Here is a 20496-nt window from a genome sequence, read left to right on the forward strand (position 1 = left end):
GGAGGTTCTGGTTCTGGGCGCCATCCGAAGGGGTGGCGCTGAACCCTGGGAGGGGCACGGCCGCTCTATCTGGCTCGGCGTAGGCCTGGAACAAGAGATGCGCCGCGATCGGGATCGCGGCGCATCATGGCGAAGCAGCGTGCGGGCGGATAGGCCACGGGGCTGACCGGGGCCGGGTTCTACTTCACGACGGTGAGCCACATCCGCGGCTTGTTGTCCGAGTTCTGCACCAGGGACGTGATCCGCGACCGGGCGGCCCAGGCCATGGGTTGCTGATGCATTGGCAGGAACATGTGCTGATCCTTGGCGATTTTCATCGCCGCGGTCAGCATGGCGGTGCGCTTGGCGGCGTCGTTCTCGACGGCGGCCTGGGCGTTCAGGGCGTCGATCCTGTCATCGCCCCATTCGCCCCAGTTGAAGACGCCGGCCGCGGCGTCCTTCTTGTGGATCACCTGTGTCAACAGCGAGGACGAATCCAGGGTGGGCTCATTGGCCCAGCCGAAGGCGACGACGTCGAACTCGCCGCGAACCCGCTTCGGCGTCTGCTGGCTGCGCGGGGCGATGCTGAGATTGGGCCGCAGGCCGATGCGGGACCACATCGAGGCGACGGCCTGGCAGAATTCCTCCTCGTTGATGAGTGCGTCACTGGCGCAGTTCATCAGAAAGGAGAAGCCGTTGGGATACCCGGCCTCGGTCAGAAGCCGGCGTGCTTCGGCGGCGTCGAAGGGCAGGCGCTGGTCGAGCTCGGGCGTGAAGCCCGGGATCGATGGCGCGACAAGGGCGCCGGTGGTGCGAGACAGGCCACGCATGGCGCGCGACTGGATCGCGGCGACGTCGATGCCGCGATACATGGCTTCGCGGACGCGGATGTCGCGCAGCGGATTCTTGTCCTGCACATCGCTTTCCACGAGCCGCTGTCGCCAGTTGAACCCGAAGAATGTCGAGCGCACCTCGTTCGCCTGCAGGACCTTGATATCCGGCGAGGCCGCGAGACGGCTCAGGTCCTGGAGCGGAGCGGAGTTTGTGAAATCGATCTCGCCCGACAGCATGGCCGCGACGCGGGTCGCCGCCGACGTAATCGGCACGAATTCGATGCGCTCCAGATTATGGACGGGCTTGTCCCACCAGCCAGTGTTCCTGACGAAGACTGTCTGGGTGTCCCGTCGCCGCGAGACGACCTTGAACGGGCCGGTGCCGTTCGTGTTGTTTGTGGCGAAACCCTCGACGCCCTTGCCGGCATCGGTGGGCAGAAGGCTGTTATTCGCGACCAGCCACGCCTTGTTGAAGATGTGGACATTGGTCAGGTCGTTCAGAAGCAGCGGATTGGGGCTGTCGAGCTCGATCTCGATGACGGAGTCGTTGACCTTTCGGGCGCTCTTGTAGCCGTGCAGCTCTCCCCGCATGGGCGAGGTCGGATGCGTGATCCGCTCCAGCGATGCGATAACGTCGTCAGCGCTGAAGGGGGCGCCGTCGTGGAAGGTGACGCCGGGGCGCAAAGTGAAGCGCCAGAGCGTCGGCGAGGCGACGGTCCAGGCGGTGGCGAGGGCGGGTTCGATTTCCTGCTTGCCGCTGTAGCGAACCAGCCCCTCATAGACATGGTTTAGCACCGACAGGGCGTAAGTATCTCCGTAGGAGTAGGGGTCCAGCGAGCCGATCTCGCGGKGCGACCCCCATTTGAGAGTCTGCGCTTCGGCGCCTCCCATTCCGGCATGTCCGACGCCCGCCGCGAAAGCGGCTGCCATCACCATCGAAAGCAAACGGCCCATCCATCCCTCCACCATTGTCGTGCGGGATCGCACTGTCGACAATAAATGCATACGATATTGTTCTGTTTTTGCATGCAATAGCCTTTATGGATTGTGGCGTGTTTTTAGGGGTGACTGTATGCAATCCTGTGCTAGCGTCACGGTGGCGAGGCAAAAACGGTAGGCACAAATGACAACCCGTCGCGTGGTTCTTMAGCTCAATCAGCAGCAGATCGAGTTACTCGGGCGCGCGATCGCAGCGACCGGGGAGCGCGATGTGCAGGCGCTCGTACAACTCGCGCTGCGCGAGGCTGCGGCGAAGCAGGCGACGACGAATGGCGGGAGCGCACGGCAATGAGGACGGAAGTCGCCAGGATCCGGCTCGAGCCCGGTACCGGGAAGGCCATCGAAGTCAGGGCGGGCCAGATTCTGCGTATCCAGCAGATCGAGGGGCAGCAATGCGTCGACTTCAACTGCTTCAATCTTCATGATTACAAGGAATTCATGCATTGCGGGCGCACGCGCACGGTGCACGGCTTCAATCCCAGCAAGGGCACGTTCCTCTGGTCGGCGCCGCCGCGCGAGCGGGCGATGCTCTATATTTTTGAAGATACCTACGGCCGGAACGATGTGCTCTTCCCGCGTTGCAGCGCCTATCTCTATGAGAGCGCCTATGGCTTCGCACGGCACACCAACTGCCACGACATCCAGGCCGAAGCGCAACGCGAATACGGGCTGACGCCGGACGACGTGCATGACAGCTTCAACCTGTTCATGTGCACGGAGATCACCGAAAACGGATCGGCAACGATCACGCGACAGGCTTCGCGGGCCGGCGACTATGTCGATCTCCTGGCTCTGATGGATGTTCTGGCTGTGCCGAATGTCTGCGGCGCCGATATCATGCGCACGAGCAATTTCGCGCTGAAGCCGGTCGAGGTGATCATTCTCGAATCGACGGAGGAGGATCTCGCGCGGGTTCCGCGCACGCCGATCCTGTCCAGCCAGCGCACGCCGCGCGACTTCAGGAATCCGACGATCAAGGCCGACCGGGAACTGAGCCGCGATCCGGCCTACAAGCCGGAATTCACCAATGTCCCGTTGCAGCAGGTCCGGATCGAGATCGATCTGACGGAGGAGGATGTCGCACGCCTCGAAGTACTGCGCCATGCTGTGCACGGCGACGACGACGGGGCGGCGCTGCGCGACATCGTCTTCTCCTGGTGGGAGGCGCGCTTCCTGGCTGCGAAGAGCGGCGCTCCTGCTGTCGACGGAGCATAGGATGCAGGTCGCACCAACGGGTTCTCTGCTCATCAGGCAGGTCCGCCTCTGGCGAGGCCGGGGCCTCCCTCTCTCGCCGCCCCAGGATATCCTGATCCGGAACGGCACGATTGCTGCGACGGGCGACGAACTTGCAGCGCCCGAAGGGAGCGCCGTGGAGGATGGCTGCGGCAGGATCGTCATCCCCGGACTCGTCGAAGCCCACACGCATCTGGGCTATTCCTTGCTTGGGCTGCCCTGGTTCCGAAACGAGGTCGGCCCGGCCCTGGCCGACAAGATCCAGGCGGAGAAGGATGAACTGCGCCGGCGAGGGATCGACCCGGAATTGCAGTCGACGCGCCAGCTTGTCCGGTCGGCGGAATTGGGGTCGACCCTGCTTCGCGGCCATGTCGCGATCGACACCGATGTCGGCCTGTCGCCGCTGGAGGGCGTGCTCAGATCACGGGACGCATGCCGCGGGACGATCGAGGTGCAGACCGTTGCCTTTCCGCAGGCGGGCCTGCTCTCGCGGCCCGGCACCCTCGAGCTGATGGAGGAGGCCCTCCGCATCGGCGCGGATATCGTCGGCGGCCTCGACCCCAGCCAGATCGACCGTGATCCGCGCGGCAGCCTGGACATGACATTCGGCCTTGCCGAGCGTTCAGCCAAGCCGATCGATATCCATCTGCACGAACCTGGAGAGCTCGGAGCCTTCAGTGTTGAACTGATCCTCGAGCGCACGCGGGCGCTCGGCCTTCAGGGGCGCGTGATGATCAGCCACGCCTTCTGCCTGGGCGATATCGGACCGGCTCATGCCGGTCGTCTCGGCGAGATGCTGGCGCGCGAGCAGGTCGCGATCATGACGACGGCGCCCCTTGCCAGGGCGTGCCCGAGCCTTGCTCTGCTGGCTTCGCTCGGCGTCATCGTCTGTTCCGGTTCGGACGGCGTCCGCGACACATGGGGCCCCTTCAATAATGCCGACATGCTGGAACGCGCGATGCTGGTCGCTCAGCGCAACGGCTTTCGCCGCGACGACGATCTCGAGCTGGCGCTTGACAGCTGCACCTTCGGCGGGGCGCTGGCCCTGGGCGTCGCAGATTACGGACTGCATGACGGAGCACGGGCCGATCTCGTTCTCCTGACGGGCGAGACGCTCGCCGACGCAATCGTCTCGCGCGCGCCGAACCGGACGGTTGTCAGGCAGGGCAGGGTGATCGCGCGCCACAGCGAGATCACGGCCGCTGCTGCTGCGTAGAGCGGTTTCGGCCTCGTCACGAGCGCGGCGGCGCATCTCCCTGCTGGCGCCGCCGTCCTCGGCGAGCGCCTGCCCGGAGATCGCGGATACTAGCGCCGCGCGTTGAAGCTGCGGTAGGCATCTGCCGCGGATGGAAGCGGCCAGTCGGCGTAGAAGGCGCGCAGATGCGGGTCGAGCGCCTTGACGAAGGCGCGCCGTGCCGTCTCGGCCTCGCTCGGGGGGCGCTGCATGGCCGCTTCGATCTCGCTGAGCAGCTTTTCCTTGTCGATCGTGGCGATGCGCCCGTCGCGCAGCACGTGGCGCCCGTCGATCAGCACATCGCGGATCATCCCCGTTCTGGCGCGCTGCACCAGCGCCGAGACGATCTCGGCGTCGGGATCGAGATAGGGCTGCGCCAGCTGTTCCCAGTCGATCACGACGATATCGGCCGCACGCCCGGGCTCGAGCCGGCCGACCAGGCCGGCAAAGCCCGTCGTCGCCGCGCCGTGCTCGCTGGCCATCCGGAAGATGCGCGCCTCGGAAAGCGGTTCGTAGGCATGGCCTGGCGTGCGCTGCAGGTTCCAGGCGAGGCGCATCTCCTGCAGCATGTCGCGGTCGTCATTGATGCCGGCCTGGTCGATGCCGAGCGCGACCGGAATGCCGGCCCGGTCGAACTCCTTGACGGGCGCGATGCCGCTGCGCAGCCGCAGCCCGGAGCTTGCATTGTGGCAGACGCAGGTGCCGCTCTCGGCGAGCAGCGCGATATCGGCGTCGCTGCACCAGATGCCGTGGCCGATCGTCATGCGCGGGCCCAGCAGCCCGAGATCGGCGAGGTGGCGGACGGCGGAGCCGTCGGTGTCCATCTCGGCGAACCGGCGCTGATACGGCGTCTCCAGCAGATGCATATGCAGCCCCACATCATGGCGCTGGGCGAGGTCGCGCTGCGCGATCAGGCTCTCGCGCGTGCACCATTGCAGGTTGGACGGCGCCAGCTGGACCCGGCTCATGCCATCGGCGGGTTGGCCCCAGCGTTCCGCCAGGGCTTCGAAATGCTCCGTCAATGTCTCGACCAAGGTCTGGGCCGTTGCCAGGATCGCCGCGAGCTGTTCGCGGAGCGGCGACGGCAGGCTTGCGAGAAAAGTCTCGTCGGCCCCGTAGACGATCCTGTTCCGGTCGCGCCACATGAAGGAGAAGGACGCCCGCATCCCGATCTCGGCATAGGCCCGCATGATCGCGTCCGGCGCATCGAGCCAGCGCGCGCGCGGGCCGACCGGTCCGCCATGCAGATGCTGGACGGTGGTCACGCCCGACTCGATCATCTCGATCGCGGAGTAGAGCGTGTCGAGATAGGGGTCGAGCCCGCGCCAGCCGAGAAAGCGCGGCAGCCAGAGTTCCAGCGGCAGGAACGGCGTGCCGTGCTGGAGCGGCGTCAGCCCGGTATGGTGATGGGCGTTGACCAGCCCGGGCATGACGAGATCGGTCGGCCGTCCGATGCATGCGGCGCCGGGATGGCGGGCGATCAGCTCAGAGGCCGGCCCGATCTCGGCGATGCGGCCAGCTTCGATGAGCAGGGCGCCGTCGGTGATGATCCGGGCGCGGTCGTCGCCGTCGACGCCGCACAGGACATGGCGGCCCCGTACGATCGTGCTCTGCGTGCTCGCAGGGTTCTCGTTCAAGCGGTTCAGCCCTTGCGAAAGGCGCGGCACTCGTCCGCTCGCCAGCCGATTTCGATCCGGGCGCCGCGCGCGAGCTCCTGGGGCAAGCGCATCGGATCGGCCTTCGCGATCAGCTCCTGCCCGCCGAGCTGGAAGACGACGCGGGTCGCCTCGCCGAGATAGACCAGCCGTTCGACCTCGAGCACATATTTGTTCTCGGTCTCTCCCGGCGTCAGGGCGATCCGTTCCGGGCGCAGGCACAGCACCGCCTCGTCCCCGATCGCGAGCGCATCGATGGACTGCGCCACCACCTCGACCCCGTCGGCGAGGCGCACGGTGACCGTCGCATCGCTGCGGCCCACGACGACGCCGTCGAGACTGTTGTTCTCGCCGACGAAGCCCGCGACGAAGGCATTGGCCGGGCTCTCGTAGAGTTCCTCCGGCGTCGCGAGCTGCTGGATCCTGCCCTGGTCGAACACGGCGATCCGGTCCGACATGGTCAGGGCCTCTTCCTGATCATGCGTCACATAGACCATGGTGACGCCGAGCCGTTCGTGGATCTGCTTCAGTTCGTACTGCATGCGCTCGCGCAACTGCTTGTCGAGCGCGCCCAGCGGTTCGTCGAGCAGGATCAGCTCGGGCTCGAAGACGAGCGCGCGGGCCAGCGCGACACGCTGCTGCTGGCCGCCGGAAAGCTGCGCCGGCATGCGCTTGCCGAACGCCCCGAGCTTGACCATGTCGAGCGCAGTCGCCACCCGCCGCGCGATTTCCGGTTCGGATAGCTTTCGCGCCCGCAGGGGGTAGGCGACATTGTCGGCCACCGTCATGTGCGGAAACAGCGCATAGTTCTGGAAGACCATGCCGATCCCGCGCTTGTAGGGCGGCAGTGCGGTGATGTCGCGGCCCTGCAAGGTGATGCTGCCATTGGTCGGCGTCTCGAAGCCGGCCAGCATCATCAGGCTCGTCGTCTTGCCCGAGCCTGAGGGGCCGAGCAGCGTGAGGAATTCGCCCCGGGCAATGTCGAGGGACAGGTCCTTCACGACGAGGACCTGGCCGTCATAGCTCTTCTGGACATGCGAGAAGCTGACGAGCGGCGCGCTGGGGACAGGCGCGTCGCGATGTGCGGTTGCGGTGAGGGTCATGGCCTACTCCGTCCAGGCGCGCAGGGAGGGCGGGAAGCGCTCAGCCGCGCTGCGGCCGAGGATGTCATGTGCGGCGTGACCGTCCCAGACGGCCCGGCTCGAACGGGCGGCCGCGTCGATGATCTCGTCCTCGTCGGCGACCAGCAGCCGCTTGCCCTCGACGAGCAGGCGGCCAGCAACGATCACGCTGTCGATCATCTCCGGGGTCGCCAGATGCACGATCGCCCTGACCGGGTCGGGATTGGGGCCGAAGGTGAGCGAGCGCGGGTCGATGACGACGAGATCGGCCTTGGCGCCGGGCGCGATCCGCCCGAGATCGGGGCGTCCCAGCGCCTGCGCGCCGGCAAGGTTGCTCGCGGAGAAGACGCTTTCTGCCGGCGCCTCCTCATGATTGTTGTCGGCGAATTTGTTCATCAGCGACGCCATCCGCATCTCCGAGAACATGTCGAGCGGATAAGTATCGGTGCCGAGCGCGACATTGATGCCGGCCCGGCGATAGCGGGAGAAACTCTCGAGAGCGAGCCCGCGCCGGGAAAAGGCGACCGGGGAATGCGCGACATTGACCTTGGCCGCGCCGAGGATCGCGATGTCGTCCTCGAGCGGATAGCCGACCGCACGGTGCGAGGCGATATAGACGCAATGCGCCAGGATGGTTGCTTCGTCGAGCAGGCCTTCCTCGGCCAGGCACTGGACCGGGGTCTTGCCCGTCGCACCCATCGTCTCGAAGAACTCGCGGTGCTGCTCGACGAAATGCAGGGTGAAGGGCACGCCGAGCCCGCGCGCCACCTGCTTCGCCTCGCGCCTCAGCGCCGGAGTCGAGACATAATATTCGTCGAGCGCGATCACGCCGGACAGCCGGCCGTCGAGAGCGCCGCGATGCGTCTCGATGAAACGGGCGCTGGCTTCCAGCGATTTCAGGCCTGCGGCATCATCGAGTTCGCGCACGACCCGTCCGTCATCCTCGAGCCAGTAGCGACCACCGGCGACGATCGGTGCCCAGACGAGCCTGATGCCGAATTCCTGCGCCACCTCCAGCATCAGCTCGCCGTCGCGCGGCCCGGCCGGGGCAAAGGCGAGGACGGTGGTGACGCCCTGCCGAAGCAGCGTGGCGAAGCCATAGCGCAGCGAGGCGCGCGCATCCTGCGGAGCGAGGAAGCCGGGGCGGCCGGAGCGGCTCGCCGGCAGGAAATGCAGGAAGCTCGAGCGGATGAAGTCGCGCCGGCCGCTGTCGATCAGCTGTCGCGGGCCTTCATGCGCGCCGATATGGGCATGCGTGCTGATCTGGCCAGGAATGACGATCCTCCCGCGCGCATCGATGCGCCGCTTCGCCTCTCCGGCAAAGCCCGGTCCGACGGCGACGATCTCGTCTCCGGAGATGGCGATGGTGCCGCCCTCGAGATAGCGGTGCTCCTGTCCGTCGAAGGCGATGACGGTTCCACCTTCGATCAGCAGGTCTACGGTAGCGGCGGGCATCAGGCGGTCTCCAAGGGGTTTCGCAAGCGTTGCGAGCGGGCGCGCAGCCACTCCATGACCAGCATCAGCAGCACCGAGACGACGAGGAGCACCACGGCCGCTGCCGTGATCGTCGGCGAGATATTCTCGCTGACGCCGCTGAAGATCTGGCGCGGCAGGGTCCGCTGCTGCGGGCTGGTGAGGAACAGGGCGATCACGAGCTCGTCGAATGAGGTGACGAAGGCGAAGACGGCGCCTGAGGCGACGCCCGGCGCGATGATCGGCAGCGTCACGGTGCGCAAGGTCCGCAGCGGCGAGGCGCCCAGGCTGGCCGCGGCTCGCGGCAGATTGGGGTCGAAGCTCTGCAGCGTCGCCGACACGGTGATCACGACAAAGGGCAGCGCCAGCGCGATATGGGCCAGGATGAGCCCGAGATAGGTGCCGACGAGATTGATCGACGCGAAGAAATAGAAGGCCGAGACCGCGATGATCACCACCGGAACTGCGATCGGCGTCACCAGCAGGGCGACCAGGATCGGCTTGAACCGGAAGCGGGCGCCGTGCAGGCCGAGCGCCGCCGTGGTTCCCAGCGTCGTCGCCGCGACCGTGGTGACGAGGGCGACGAAGACGCTGTTGGCGAGCGCGCCGGTCCAGAGCGGGTTGGTGAAGAACTCGCGATACCATTGCAGGGAAAGCCCCGGCAGCGGGAAGACGAGCAATTGTCCCGCGGTCAGCGACAGCGGCACGACGACGAAGATCGGCGCGATCAGGAAGACGAAGACCAGGGTCGTGAAGATCCGGGACCCGATCAGGACGGCCCGCTCGGTGGCGGGGATGTGAGTTGCAGCGGCCATGTCAGCGCACCCTGAGCCGGTCGAAGCCGACGAGCTTGCCGAGCGCGAGATAGATCGCCGCGACGACGAGCAGGAGGAGGGCGCCCAACGCCGAGGCCAGGCCCCAGTTGACCGCCGAATTGGTGAAATAGGCGATGAAATAGCCGATCATCTGGTCGCCAGGCCCACCGACGAGCGCCGGGGTGACGTAGAAGCCGACGGAGAGCACGAAGACGAGCGTTCCGCCCGCTGCCAGTCCAGGCAGCGTCAGGGGCAGGTAGACCGTGCGGAAGACCCGCAGCGGCGGCGCGCCGAGAGAAGCGGCTGCACGCAGGTGATTGCCGGAAATACCCTTCATCACGCTGTAGATCGGCAGGATCGCATAGGGCAGCAGCACATGGACCATGGCGATGAAGACGCCGGCCCGGTTGAAGATCAGCGCCAGCGGCTGGTCGATCAGGCCGAGCGCGATCAGGCTCTTGTTCACCAGCCCCTCGTTCTGCAGCAGGATGACCCAGGCGGTGCTGCGGACCAGCAGCGAGGTCCAGAACGGCACGAGCACCAGCATCAGCATCCAGCTTGCGGCGCGTGGGCCGGCCCTGCTCATCACGGCGGCGACGGGATAGCCGATCAGCAGGCACAGCGCCGTGACGCCGAGGCTGACCGTCAGCGTGCGGCCGTAGAGATCGATGAAGATGCGCTGCTCCGGCGCGACGCGGCGGATCTCGCCGTCCGGCGCCTTTTCGAGGTCGAGCGCGGTCAGCAGGTAGAAGCTCGTCAGGCGGCCCGATTGCTGGTGCAGCACGCCCCAGATCGCCGGATCCCGCCACTTCTCGTCGATGGCGAGGAAGGCTGCCTTCGTCGCGGTGTCATCCACGGCCGGCAGGCGCCGCGCCGTGCGGGTCAGCAGACCCCGGAAGCCGGGCAGCGCGTAATTCAGCCGGCGGCCGATCAGCCCGAGCGCCGGGGTGTCGCGGATTGCCCGCAGGTCCGCGGCCAGCGCCGCGAAGGCCGCTTCGTCCGGCTCGCCCTGGCCCGACCAGGCCTGCATCACCGCCGCGGTCTGCGGCAGGTAGCCGGGCACCTCGGGATTGTCGACGCTGCGGAACATGAACAGCGCCAGCGGCACCACGAAGAAGAAGGCGGTGAACAGCACGCTCGGCGCGAGCAGCGCCAGCATCCGCCAGAGATGGCGTCGCTCCGCCGCGCCGACCTGGGCGGCGAGACTGGCCGTCCGTGGCGTCGGCGCTGCTGCCAACTCATGAGATGTCGCGGCCATGCTCATCACTGGGCCACGAAGGTTGCGAAGCGCTGGCGGATGGCGTCGCCATTGTCGAGCCAGAAATTGATATAGGTCGGGCCCGCCTGCATCATGCCGTTGCGCGCCTTGGGATCGGGCAGGGCGGCGCGCCTGGCCTCGCTGAGCAGCGCATTCGCGTCGGAATTGGCCGGCGGGTTGCCGAGTTGCTCCATGTAGCGGGCCTGGGCGGGCGGCGACAGCTGATAGGCGATCAGCCTGGCCGCCGCATCCTTGCGAGGCGAGCCCTTCAGGACGCCGAAATAGATCAGCGCGTTGGTGTAGCCGGCATCCCAGACGATGCGCAGCTTGCGGTTGTTCGAGGCATTGGCGGCGTTGACACGGCCGAGCCAGCCATAGCCCATGCTGACCTCGCCGGTGAGCAGGAGCTGCATCGACTCGTCGCCGCTCTTCCACCATTTCACATGCGGCTTGATCTCGGCCAGCTTGCGGAAGGCCCGGTCGAGGCCCCCCTGCCCGGTCAACACCTTGACCACGTCGGAGGGCGCGACGCCGTCAGCCATCAGCGCGATTTCGACGGTCTGGTCGGGCTGATACATCAGCGCGCGCTTGCCGGGAAATTTCGCGACGTTCCAGAAATCGGCCCAGCTACGGGGCGCCGCATCGCCGCTGAGCTTGTCGGAATCGTAGACCAGCGTGCCGGGGGAGGCGAGATAGGGGGCACCGCAGGCACCGAAGCCGCCGACCGCTTCGAAGGCCTTCGCATCGACATAGTTCGACCAGTCGATCTTCTCCAGCAGCCCCTCTTCGCAGCCGGCCGCTTCGTTGATCGGGTTCAGGCTGATGGCATCCCAGACGAGGTTGCCGGTCTCGACCTGCGTCCTGATGCGGGCAAGTTCCTGGTTGAACGTGTCGATATTGATCTTGATGCCCGTCTCGGCGGTGAAGGGCTCGAACACGGTCTTGCGCTGGAGCTCGCCGGGCTGGCCGCCCTGGTTCGCGACCGTAAGCGACTGGGCCGTGGCGGGCTGGACGGCAAGTCCGGCAAACGCCAGCCCGATGGCGAGAATGGCCTTCGAGGTCTTCATGTCACGGCTCCCTGTGCCGGGGACGGCTGGATTACTGGGCGGCGAAGGTGATGAAGCGCTGCAGCAGCGCGTCGCCATTGTTGAGCCAGAAGTCGAGATAGAGCTGGCCGCTTTGCAGCGAGGCGAGGTGCAGGTGATTGGCCGGCAGCGTGGCGCGCTCGGCCTCGCTCATGAAGGCATAGGCTTTCGCATTGGCCGGCGCGTAGTCGATGGTCCGTGCGAAGGCCGCCTGCGGTTCTGGCGAGGAGGCGAGAGCCAGGAAATCCAGCGCGATGTCCTTTTTCCTGGTGCCCTTCATGATCGCGATCATCTGGCTGCCTGAGACATGGCCGGCGCCGAATTCGATCTTGAGCGCGCGATTGTTGGTGCGGTTGGCGATCGCGACCCGCCCGTTCCAGGCGAAGGTCATGACGACCTCGCCGGTAAGGATGTTCTGCATCGACTCGTCGCCGCTCTTCCACCATTTGATATGGGGCTTGAGCTCGGCAAGCTTCCTGAAGGCGCGGTCGACGCCGCCCGGCGCCGCGAGCACCGTCATGACCTCGGCCGGTGGCACGCCATCGGCCATCAGCGCGACCTCGAGCGTTTGCTCGGCGCGGTAGAGCAGGCCGCGCTTGCCGGGGAATTTCTTGACGTCCCAGAAATCCGCCCAGGTCCTGGGGGCCTCCCCGCCTTCATAGCGCTTGGTGTCGTAGACCAGGGAGCCGGACACGAAATTGTTCGGTAATCCGCATTGGCCGAAGCCGCCGACTGCGGCGAAGTCCTTGGGATCGACATAGCGCGCCCAGTCGATGCGCTCGATCAGGCCTTCTTCGCAGGCTGTCGCCTCGTTGATCGCGGTCAGGCTGACCACATCCCAGACAAGATTGCCCGTTTCGACCTGCGAACGGAGCTTGGCGAGTTCCTGGTTGAAGGAATCGTCGACGACGACGTGACCGGTCTTCGCCGTGAAGGGCTTGTAATAGGCGTCGCGATAACCCGCGCCGGCAGCACCGCCATTATTCGCCACCGTGATTGAACCCGCGGCCGCCGCCATGGGCAGAAGGCATGCGAAGAGCGCCAGCCCGGCAGCCAGTCCGTTCCGTACCGCCATGTCGAAGATCTCCATCCCGATCGATTGGTTGCTATATTGGTTGCGATTTTTATCGCATTGTGTCCCGTCTGGTTGATAATCCACACGTCACGATAGGCGCTGTCAATGGGGTATGTGCTCGTTATTTCTTGACATGTGGCGCAAAGCTTAGGCATCTGCTTTTCAACCAGACAAATGATTGGTTGCAATTATGACTCGCCAGCGGATGACCGATGAGATTAGATCGACGCTCGAGGAGAGCATCGAGTTGATTTTCGAGGGGACCATTCAGGACAGCGACCGCCGCCTGCCGACCGAGCGTGAACTTGCGGCGCGTCTTGGCGTGACCCGGCATGCCGTCCGGCACGCGCTGGAGCGTCTCGAGGCCCGCGGCTCACTTTGGCGCCATGTCGGCCGGGGCACCTTTCGCGGCCGGCGCACGGAGATCGAGGCGGCGACGGAAGGCACTGTGGCCAATTGCAGTCCGCGCAATATCCACGACGCGCGCAGGATGCTCGAGCCGTCGCTCGCCTCGCTCGCTGCCGTGAACGCTTCAGCCGCTCAGATCGCCGAGATCGAGGCCGCCTGCCGCCGCTGTGCGGCTGCGCGCAACATGGATGCCTACGAGGTCTTCGACGAGGGGTTTCACCGCGCGATCGCCGCTGCCTGCGGCAATCCGCTGGCGATCGAGCTGTTCGAGACCGTCAACCGGGCTCGCAAGGAGATCGTCTGGGGCGCCATGCGCCGCGCGGTGCTGCGGCCGGAGCGGCGCGCCCATTTCAGCGCCGAACACCGGCGGATCGCGGAGGCTATCGCCCGGCGCGATGCCCACGAGGCCTGGCAGGCCGTGATGACGCATATGGACACGATTTCCCAAGCCTATGACGCACTGCGCCCGGGCGAGCCTTTCATCCTCTGAACCCGATACAGGAGCCGTCAGTGCAGCAGGAAAGCGTCGACCTCGGAGTCCGCGGTCGCATTGTCACCATGGACAGGAACCGGGCCGTCATCGAGGACGGCATGGTCGTCTCGCGCGGCGGGCGTATTCTGGCAGTCGGCCCGCGCCAGGAGATCGCCTCGCGCTACCGTTGCGAGCAGGTTCTCGGCGACGAGCACGCCATCATCATGCCGGGCTTCATCGACGCCCACACCCATTGCACGCAATGTTTCGTGCGCTCGCTGACCAGCGGCGAATTGCCGATGATTCCGCGTCTTTACAGCCCGGCGCAGCGCTCGCTGAACGCCGAACAGGCCGGTACGACCGTGCGCCTGCTCGCAGCGCAGCTCCTGCGTTCCGGCATCACCACGATGTGCGAGGGCACGCTGAACCCCGCCCACGAGCCGGCAATCGTCGCCGCGATCGAGGAGACCGGCATACGCTGCGTCATGGCGCGCGGCGCCGCCGACCAGGACTTCCACCATGCCGCGCTCTACAGCCAGATCGCCGACCGCTCCTGGTACAAGGCCCGGGAGGGAGAGGCCGAGCGCGAGCTCGCCGCCACCGAGGAGTTCCTGAGACGCCATCCGCCGCGCGGCGACGGCCTGATCCGCGGCTCCGTCAACGTGTCGGCCCTGATGAATTTCTCCGAGGCCTATTTCCGCGGCGGGGCGGAGCTGGCGCGGCGGCACGATACGACGATCCAGGTCCATATCGGGCGCGACCGCGAGGAGGTCGAGTTCTGCCTGTCGGTCTTCGGCCGCAGACCCGTCGAGCGCCTGGCGGATCTCGGTGTCATCGACGAGCATCTCGTTGCCGTCCATGCGGTGCTTGCCAGCGAAAAGGAGATCGAGCTGCTGGCGCGCGGCCATGCCGGCCTGGCGCATTCCCCGGTCGAATGCGTCGCCAATCTCAACGCGATCCCGAACCTGCCGCGCTTCCGTGCGGCCGGCATCCGGGTCGCTCTCGGCTGCGACAACCAGGCCAACGACATCTTCGTCAACATGCGCGCTGCCTGGCTCATCCATGGCGTGAAATGGGGCATCGCCGGCTATGACGCGGATTTTCTCGCCGCCGGCGACATCATCGACATGGCGACGATCGAGGCCGCCTCGGTGCTCAGAATCGACGACATTGCCGGATCGCTCGAGCCCGGCAAGGCCGCCGACATCGTCGTACTGGATGGAAGCGGTCCGCATCTGATGTCGATGCAGCATCTCTCGAGCGAATTGCTGCGCTATGCCAGCCGGGCCGAGGTCACGAGCACGATCGTTGCGGGCAAGGTGCTCTATTCCAACGGTGCTTTCACGACGATCGATATCGACAGGCTTCGCGGCGAGGCACTGGCCGGCCGCGACCATGTCCGCGAGATCGTTGCCGGTCGTCGCTACAAGCCATTGCCGCAATGGTAGCTGCTGGCCGCAAAGTCAGACCCTGAAGCGGACCGGCGGGGGAGGTTGCAATCGCCGCCGCCGGCATCGGGGCGCCTGCTCGCCTTGAAGTCCTTCAGCCAGAGCATCGCGAAGCGAGCGGCGGGTTTATGACGCCAGCTGCTCGTCGCATGGATTTCCGGCGCCAGGTGATCTGCGTGCCGCATTGGGAGAAGCAGCCCCTGGCCGTGGCTGAAAATGCACTGGGAGCGGCGTGGCAACGAACCGCCCTTCAGCACAAGCCCTTGGAACGCCGTCCTATCCCATCGCCTCGCGCTGCTTCAGCAATGTGTTGAGCCGGTCCTGTTGTTCCTCGATCCGGTTCGCGATGGCCTCTTCCGCGCCCGATCCCGAGGCCGCGGTGGCTTGCTCCATCAGATCGGCGATATTCCGTCGGGCGATCGCAATCTGATCGTCGAGATCCTGCTTGGACGCGTTCTCAGGCATTGGCTGAACCTCCGGCCCTCTGCATGCCTCGATGTCAGGTTCCGGGCCGCTGGAACCCTGCTCGCGGCGCTGACGTTAGCTGATTGTGGTCCTCCGTGTGAGGCGAAATCGCGCTGGAGGAATCCGATGAGTTCAAACCCCATGCGAGCGTTCCTCTTCGGGACGGCACTGACTGCCTTGCTGTGCGCGGCTCATGCACAGGCCCAGCCGGCACCATCCCCCTCGATGGCCGGGCCGGAACACAAGGAGGGCACCGGGACTGGCTCGGGATCGTCGGGAATGGCGCCGCAGCAGGGCACTGGCAGCGGCGCGACACAGTATGCGCCGGGCGCCAATCGCCCCGAGCCGAACAGGCCGCCCTCTGCTGCCGACAGCCAGCAGAACCGCGACTACGGCCGGGACATGAGCCCTGACGGGCAGCCTATGCACCAAAGCAACCCTGTCGGGGGCGCCACGAAGCCCAATTGATTGCCGCGCCAGCGCAACGCGTCGACTCTCGGGCGGTCCGGGACGCTGGCCTGAAGGAGGGGCATCCTCGTGCCGTCCGGTCGGCAGGGCTTGTGGTTCGTCCCTTGCAGGTGGGGAATGCGCCCGATGGGCGGCGACCCTGTTCCTGCCGGTCGGGCGCGTCGATGCCGCGCGGAGAGCGACTTGAGGCGTCCTTCCCGGATCGCGTAGAGTTGGCATGTCCGTTGCTGCTCGCGGTGGTGAATGTCGAACCCGGTCAATCTCCTGAGTGCGAAGGCCGCCCTCGACGACAATTATGTACTGGTCCTGACGACGAACTCCGTCGAGCGAACGGCGGTCGAGCGACTGTTCCAGGAACGCACGGTCGCCAGAGTTGAACATCCCCATAACGGAGCGACGCTCGGCCGGATCGGAAATCGTTTCTGTCTTCACCTGACCGGCGAAGCTGGTGCCCAGGGGGACAAATCGATCGGGCGCCTGGCGCGGTACGTCACAGGCTCGTTCCTTCCGAAGCCGGTTCTCGTGGTGATCGTCGGTTTTGCCTGGGGAAACCCGGCGAAGGTGGCCCCTGGCGAGGTCGTCATCTCCAGGGAAGTCTGGGCGATCAATCGCGTGAGAATGACGGAGCAGGGCGAGGAAAGGCTTCGCACGCCCCGCGAAAGTCCGCTCGGCGACCTGAGTGATCACGTCGAGCGGCTCCTGGAGAGGGGGCTGACCGGGGTTCGAGCGGGGATTCTCGCCTCCTGCGAAACCTATTTTAKCCAGGATGAAGCCCGGGACCGGGTCCTCGCGCAGTATCCGGAGGTGTTGGGCGGCGAGATGGAAGCCTATGACTTCGTCGCCGACCTCGGAGTGCCCTGGTTCCTCATCAAGGGGATTTCCGATGATGCCGGCAACGGGGTCAAGCGAGACCGGCAGCGCTCCGCAGCTGCGGCTGCGGCCGGCCTGCTGCTTCCTCTGATCGTTGATCTTGAGGCGCAGGGAGCCATCCCGCCGCCTGCCGAGAGCCGGGACGCAGAGCGCCTGACCGATGCGGTGATCGGTCAAGCCATACGAATTTCCCCGCCCAGCCAGGACCGCGACGCGATTACCGATCACATCAACGACACCATCGGCCCCCGAATTGTCAGGAGGCTGTCGCGCTATACCTCCGATGCGGACGCCGATGGCGGCCTTCCGGAATGCCTGGGAGTGCTCATCATGGAAATTGCGCAGAACGCGATTGTCCATGGCGGAGCCTCCCATGTGACCTGCGCCTTCACCGAAACATCCGTAACGGTGAGCGACGATGGGCGGGCGTTCGACCTGACGATGCTGGCGGGCAAGCGCGGGGGAGCCATTGCGTGGGAACACTACCGGAAGCGCTATCCCGGCAGCGACCTGATCGATTTCAGTCAGAAATTCGGTGGGCGCAGAGGTAACAATTACAGATTCGAAATGAAGAAGCTTTCCAAGGCGATACGCTATGCTCGTGAAAACTGCATGTTGGTTCGTTCCGGGAGCTACGGAAACCATCTGGGCAGTCGATTTGCGTTCAATGCCGATTGTGAATGGCTCTATTATGATGCGACTGAGCTCTATATGCGGTCCAAGAGCATAGTTGTTACGCAGGAGCTGTGTGATCTGCTCGAGGAGGGCAGGGGGCTGTTCATTGCCTGCCGCAATCAGGATCAGGTTCAGGATTTCGAGGGGGAGCTGAGCCAGTACGCTGGTCCAAATCTCAGGGTCTTTGTCTCGAGCCGCGTCTGAGCCGGGCCCCGTTCATCGGCGCACGACGCCTTGTCCCGGTGCTTATCGAAGAGCCGCTCCGCGCCGAGGGCTCGTTCCTGGTTCCTCTCCGATGCGCGGAGGTCGGTTTTCGGTCAGCGCGGTCTCGCACCGCGACGCGGTCGGGCCAAACCAGAGGCTCTCTGCGTGGCCTTCCGCTTAGGCAGCCGTTGGGATTTGCAAGGCCCGCGCGATCGATCGCGGCGAGGACACTGCCCCCGGGGGCATGTTGATCTGAGGCATCAGGCCTGACCGGCGCGCGCGGGGGACGTCTCTGAAGGCGCCCGACGAACGCAGCGGGCATGGAGGAACGATGGGCGCTGCGAGCCCGTGGCTGGCCTCTTGATCCAGGTCAATGTTGCCCTTCGAGAACTGGCCAGAATGGGGTCAGCCTCGGACGACACGCATTTCCAAACAATCAGGAGGTGGCGATGAATGATCTGTTGCTTCGTGAATATGTGCTCAACGAGCTCGAATTCGAGCCGAGCGTGAGCGCGGCCCATATCGGCGTCGCGGTCGAGAACGGCACGGTCACTCTCTCGGGACATGTTGGCAGCTATGCCGAAAAGCTGGCGGCTGAGCATATCGTGCAGAGGGTGAAGGGTGTGCGCGCGATCGCTCAGGAAATCGAGGTAAGGCTCCCAAGCGACAAGAAGACCAACGATGACGAGATCGCGCAGCGCGCGGTCGACCTCATCAGTTGGGACACGACAATCCCGGACGAGAAGGTCAAGATCAAGGTCCAGGATGGCTGGATCACGCTGACGGGCAGTGTCGACTGGTATTTCCAGCGCGATGCCGCAGAGGCCGCCTTGCGCAAGCTCTCCGGCGTCGCAGGCGTCATCAATCTGATCGCCGTCAAGCCACGTGTGGAAGCCAGCGACGTCAAGAACAGGATCGAGAGCGCGCTGAAGCGCAGCGCGGAGCTCGAGGCGGGGCAGATCCGCGTCATGGTATCGGGCGGGCGGGTAACGCTGGAAGGAAAGGTCAAGGCCTGGCACGAGCGAGGCGTCGCTGAGCGGGCGGCCTGGGCTGCACCCGGCGTCACGGCGGTCGAGGATCACCTGGCCATTGCGTGACCTGATGTCGAGCGGCGTCGCATCAATCTGAACGGCCGACATCTATGATCAGGCGACGTTGCGCTGCAGTCCCATGCAGGCAGCGGTCAAGCTGACGGGGGGCGATGGGAGAGGCCGGGCAACGTGCTGGCACCCGCGCGTCGTGCTGGACTAAACCTGCCCATCGGGGCCGCCATGGCGGTATTTTTTGGACAGGCGTGCTGCCCTTTCCGCTGCGTCAAGGATATCGCGGGCGCCTCGCGCTTTGATACAGTGCCTGCCTCGCTCGGACGGACCGGCGCAGGGCTAGGACCGTCCAAGCGGTCCGTCGCGGAGAAGCAAGCGGTCCTGGGGGATGCGACGGGTGGTGCCGCTGCCTGGCCCGTCTGGCAAGACTGCTTGGCTGAGCACATGGCGGCGGTATCTGCGATCCACCGAACGTTCCAAAGGAGATCGTCATGGCTGATCCCGCAACCAAGTTGCCGATCAAGGGCGACAAAGCAACCATGCCCGCGCAGCAGACCGGCTGGACGCCGTTCGAGAATCTCAGGCGCGAAATCGATCGACTGTTCGACGACTTCCACCCGTTCGGCTGGCGCCTTCCGGTGACGCGTTCGCCCTTCGACCTCGCGCTTCACCGCCTGTCGGGTGCCGGCTGGCCCGTCGCGCCGGCCATCGACCTCGCCGAGAAGGAGAAACAGTACGAGATCACGGCCGAGTTGCCCGGCCTTGACGAGAAGGATGTCGAAATCGGCCTCTCCGGCCGAACCTTGACGATCAAAGGGGAAAAGAAGGAGGAGAAGGAGGAGGAAAAGCAGAAGGAGTATTATATGTCCGAGCGCCGCTACGGCTCCTTCCAACGCGCTTTCCAGCTGCCTGAAGGCGTCGATGCCGACAAGATCGATGCGACGTTCAGCAAGGGCATCCTGACGGTCAGGCTGCCGAAGACGGTCGGAGCGCAGAGGGCCGAAAAGAAGATCTCGATCAAGGCGGCCTGATACCCGGCGTCGCCGCGGTTGCCCTGTCAGTGGACATCGCCATACGGCCGGGGCGGTCGAGGTCGTGTACCGATCGGGTCCTCGGCCTCGACGCGCAGACACTGCGGCGCGCTAAGCTTCGCACGTCCGGAACGGCCGCGCTTGCGCTGGCGGGCGTCTCCCTGTCGAGCGCGAAGTCTCGCGGCGATGCGTTCCTGGCGTCGGGCATGATCCTGGCGCAGCTGATCCAAGAACATTGGGAGGAACCATGTACAGCCATCTTCTGGTCCCGATCGACGGCTCTGCGCTCTCTCGGACTGCCATGCTGAGCGCCATGGAGTTTGCCCGCGACGCGAGCGCGAAGGTCACCGTGCTCACCGTCGTAGAGCCATTTCACATCTTCACGGTGTCGAGCGAGCAACTCGAGACGACACGCGAGGGGTACAGGCAGCATGCCAAGGCTGAGACAGCCGCCGTTCTGGCGGTTGCAGAGAGCGAGGCGAAGCATTTCGGTATACCCTGCGATGTGGTCCAGATCGAGAGTGACGATCCCTATCGCGAGATCATCAGGACGGCCGCACAGCGTGGCTGCGATCTGATCGCAATGGCATCTCACGGACGGCGCGGCGTCGCCGCCCTTGTTCTCGGAAGCGTGACGACGAAGGTGCTGACC

At 65.5% G+C, this 20496-nt stretch carries 18 protein-coding genes; 9 read left to right on the plus strand and 9 right to left on the minus strand.

All coding sequences use genetic code 11. The features are described 5' to 3' along the window. Positions 1 to 179 precede the first annotated feature (179 nt). Entirely contained in the window at positions 180 to 1766 is a 1587-nt protein-coding gene (locus AC1DRP_RS08035) for an ABC transporter substrate-binding protein (protein WP_476768255.1), read from the minus strand. Positions 1767 to 1935: 169 nt separating this feature from the next. On the opposite strand from AC1DRP_RS08035, the gene AC1DRP_RS08040 reads away from it, so the two are divergent. Genes AC1DRP_RS08040 through AC1DRP_RS08050 form a run of 3 tightly spaced genes read left to right on the plus strand, consistent with a single transcriptional unit; the run spans position 1936 to position 4260 of the window. Beyond that, the gene (locus AC1DRP_RS08040) at positions 1936 to 2103 is read left to right on the plus strand and encodes a hypothetical protein (RefSeq protein ID WP_476768256.1); all 168 of its coding nucleotides are present in this window, start codon (positions 1936 to 1938) and stop codon (positions 2101 to 2103) included. Next, a complete protein-coding gene (locus AC1DRP_RS08045) occupies positions 2100 to 3026 on the plus strand; it encodes a DUF1989 domain-containing protein (RefSeq protein WP_441504649.1) in 927 nt (308 codons plus the stop codon). Before AC1DRP_RS08040 ends, AC1DRP_RS08045 begins: the two co-directional genes overlap by 4 nt. 1 nt (position 3027) lies before the next feature. Then, entirely contained in the window at positions 3028 to 4260 is a 1233-nt protein-coding gene (locus AC1DRP_RS08050) for an amidohydrolase family protein (RefSeq protein WP_441504648.1), read from the plus strand. An 89-nt stretch (positions 4261 to 4349) separates the two neighbouring features. Here the strand turns inward: AC1DRP_RS08050 and AC1DRP_RS08055 are convergent, their stop codons facing one another. The 7 genes from AC1DRP_RS08055 to AC1DRP_RS08085 are packed head-to-tail and all read right to left on the minus strand — an operon-like array spanning position 4350 to position 12760. Beyond that, entirely contained in the window at positions 4350 to 5915 is a 1566-nt protein-coding gene (locus AC1DRP_RS08055) for an amidohydrolase family protein (RefSeq protein WP_441504647.1), read from the minus strand. 5 nt (positions 5916 to 5920) lie between these two features. Beyond that, positions 5921 to 7036 (minus strand): ABC transporter ATP-binding protein, encoded by a 1116-nt coding sequence (locus AC1DRP_RS08060; RefSeq protein ID WP_441504646.1) that lies wholly within the window; start codon positions 7034 to 7036, stop codon positions 5921 to 5923. A 3-nt stretch (positions 7037 to 7039) separates the two neighbouring features. Further along, positions 7040 to 8509: an amidohydrolase family protein gene (locus AC1DRP_RS08065; RefSeq protein ID WP_441504645.1), complete on the minus strand. Its 1470-nt coding sequence runs from the start codon at positions 8507 to 8509 to the stop codon at positions 7040 to 7042. Then, positions 8509 to 9342, minus strand: a complete 834-nt coding sequence (locus AC1DRP_RS08070; protein WP_441504644.1) for an ABC transporter permease — start codon at positions 9340 to 9342, stop codon at positions 8509 to 8511. The genes AC1DRP_RS08065 and AC1DRP_RS08070 overlap by 1 nt, the downstream gene beginning before the upstream one ends. 1 nt (position 9343) lies before the next feature. Further along, positions 9344 to 10600, minus strand: coding sequence for an ABC transporter permease (locus AC1DRP_RS08075; RefSeq protein WP_441504643.1), 1257 nt, complete (start codon positions 10598 to 10600; stop codon positions 9344 to 9346). Between the two features lie 5 nt (positions 10601 to 10605). Then, the gene (locus tag AC1DRP_RS08080; protein WP_476768257.1) at positions 10606 to 11667 is read right to left on the minus strand and encodes an ABC transporter substrate-binding protein; all 1062 of its coding nucleotides are present in this window, start codon (positions 11665 to 11667) and stop codon (positions 10606 to 10608) included. Positions 11668 to 11698: 31 nt separating this feature from the next. After that, positions 11699 to 12760, minus strand: a complete 1062-nt coding sequence (locus AC1DRP_RS08085; RefSeq protein WP_441504642.1) for an ABC transporter substrate-binding protein — start codon at positions 12758 to 12760, stop codon at positions 11699 to 11701. Between the two features lie 205 nt (positions 12761 to 12965). Between AC1DRP_RS08085 and AC1DRP_RS08090 the strand changes: the two genes are divergently transcribed. Beyond that, entirely contained in the window at positions 12966 to 13658 is a 693-nt protein-coding gene (locus AC1DRP_RS08090; RefSeq protein ID WP_441504641.1) for a FadR/GntR family transcriptional regulator, read from the plus strand. A 20-nt stretch (positions 13659 to 13678) separates the two neighbouring features. Further along, the gene (locus tag AC1DRP_RS08095) at positions 13679 to 15088 is read left to right on the plus strand and encodes an amidohydrolase family protein (protein ID WP_441504640.1); all 1410 of its coding nucleotides are present in this window, start codon (positions 13679 to 13681) and stop codon (positions 15086 to 15088) included. 276 nt (positions 15089 to 15364) lie between these two features. On the opposite strand, the gene AC1DRP_RS08100 is transcribed toward AC1DRP_RS08095, so the two are convergent. Continuing rightward, complete coding sequence (locus AC1DRP_RS08100; RefSeq protein WP_476768258.1) at positions 15365 to 15553, minus strand: hypothetical protein; 189 nt, start codon at positions 15551 to 15553, stop codon at positions 15365 to 15367. Positions 15554 to 16264: 711 nt separating this feature from the next. On the opposite strand from AC1DRP_RS08100, the gene AC1DRP_RS08105 reads away from it, so the two are divergent. From AC1DRP_RS08105 to AC1DRP_RS08120, 4 genes are all read left to right on the plus strand, one after another. Further along, entirely contained in the window at positions 16265 to 17770 is a 1506-nt protein-coding gene (locus AC1DRP_RS08105) for a hypothetical protein (protein ID WP_476768259.1), read from the plus strand. Between the two features lie 449 nt (positions 17771 to 18219). Continuing rightward, on the plus strand, positions 18220 to 18867 hold the full coding sequence (locus AC1DRP_RS08110; RefSeq protein WP_441504636.1) for a BON domain-containing protein: 648 nt from the start codon (positions 18220 to 18222) through the stop codon (positions 18865 to 18867). 437 nt (positions 18868 to 19304) lie between these two features. Beyond that, on the plus strand, positions 19305 to 19844 hold the full coding sequence (locus AC1DRP_RS08115) for an Hsp20/alpha crystallin family protein (protein WP_441504635.1): 540 nt from the start codon (positions 19305 to 19307) through the stop codon (positions 19842 to 19844). 247 nt (positions 19845 to 20091) lie between these two features. Beyond that, positions 20092 to 20496: universal stress protein (locus AC1DRP_RS08120; protein WP_476768260.1), on the plus strand; the 405-nt coding region annotated here is incomplete at its 3' end.

Source organism: Allobosea sp. 01N443, from assembly GCF_056399325.1.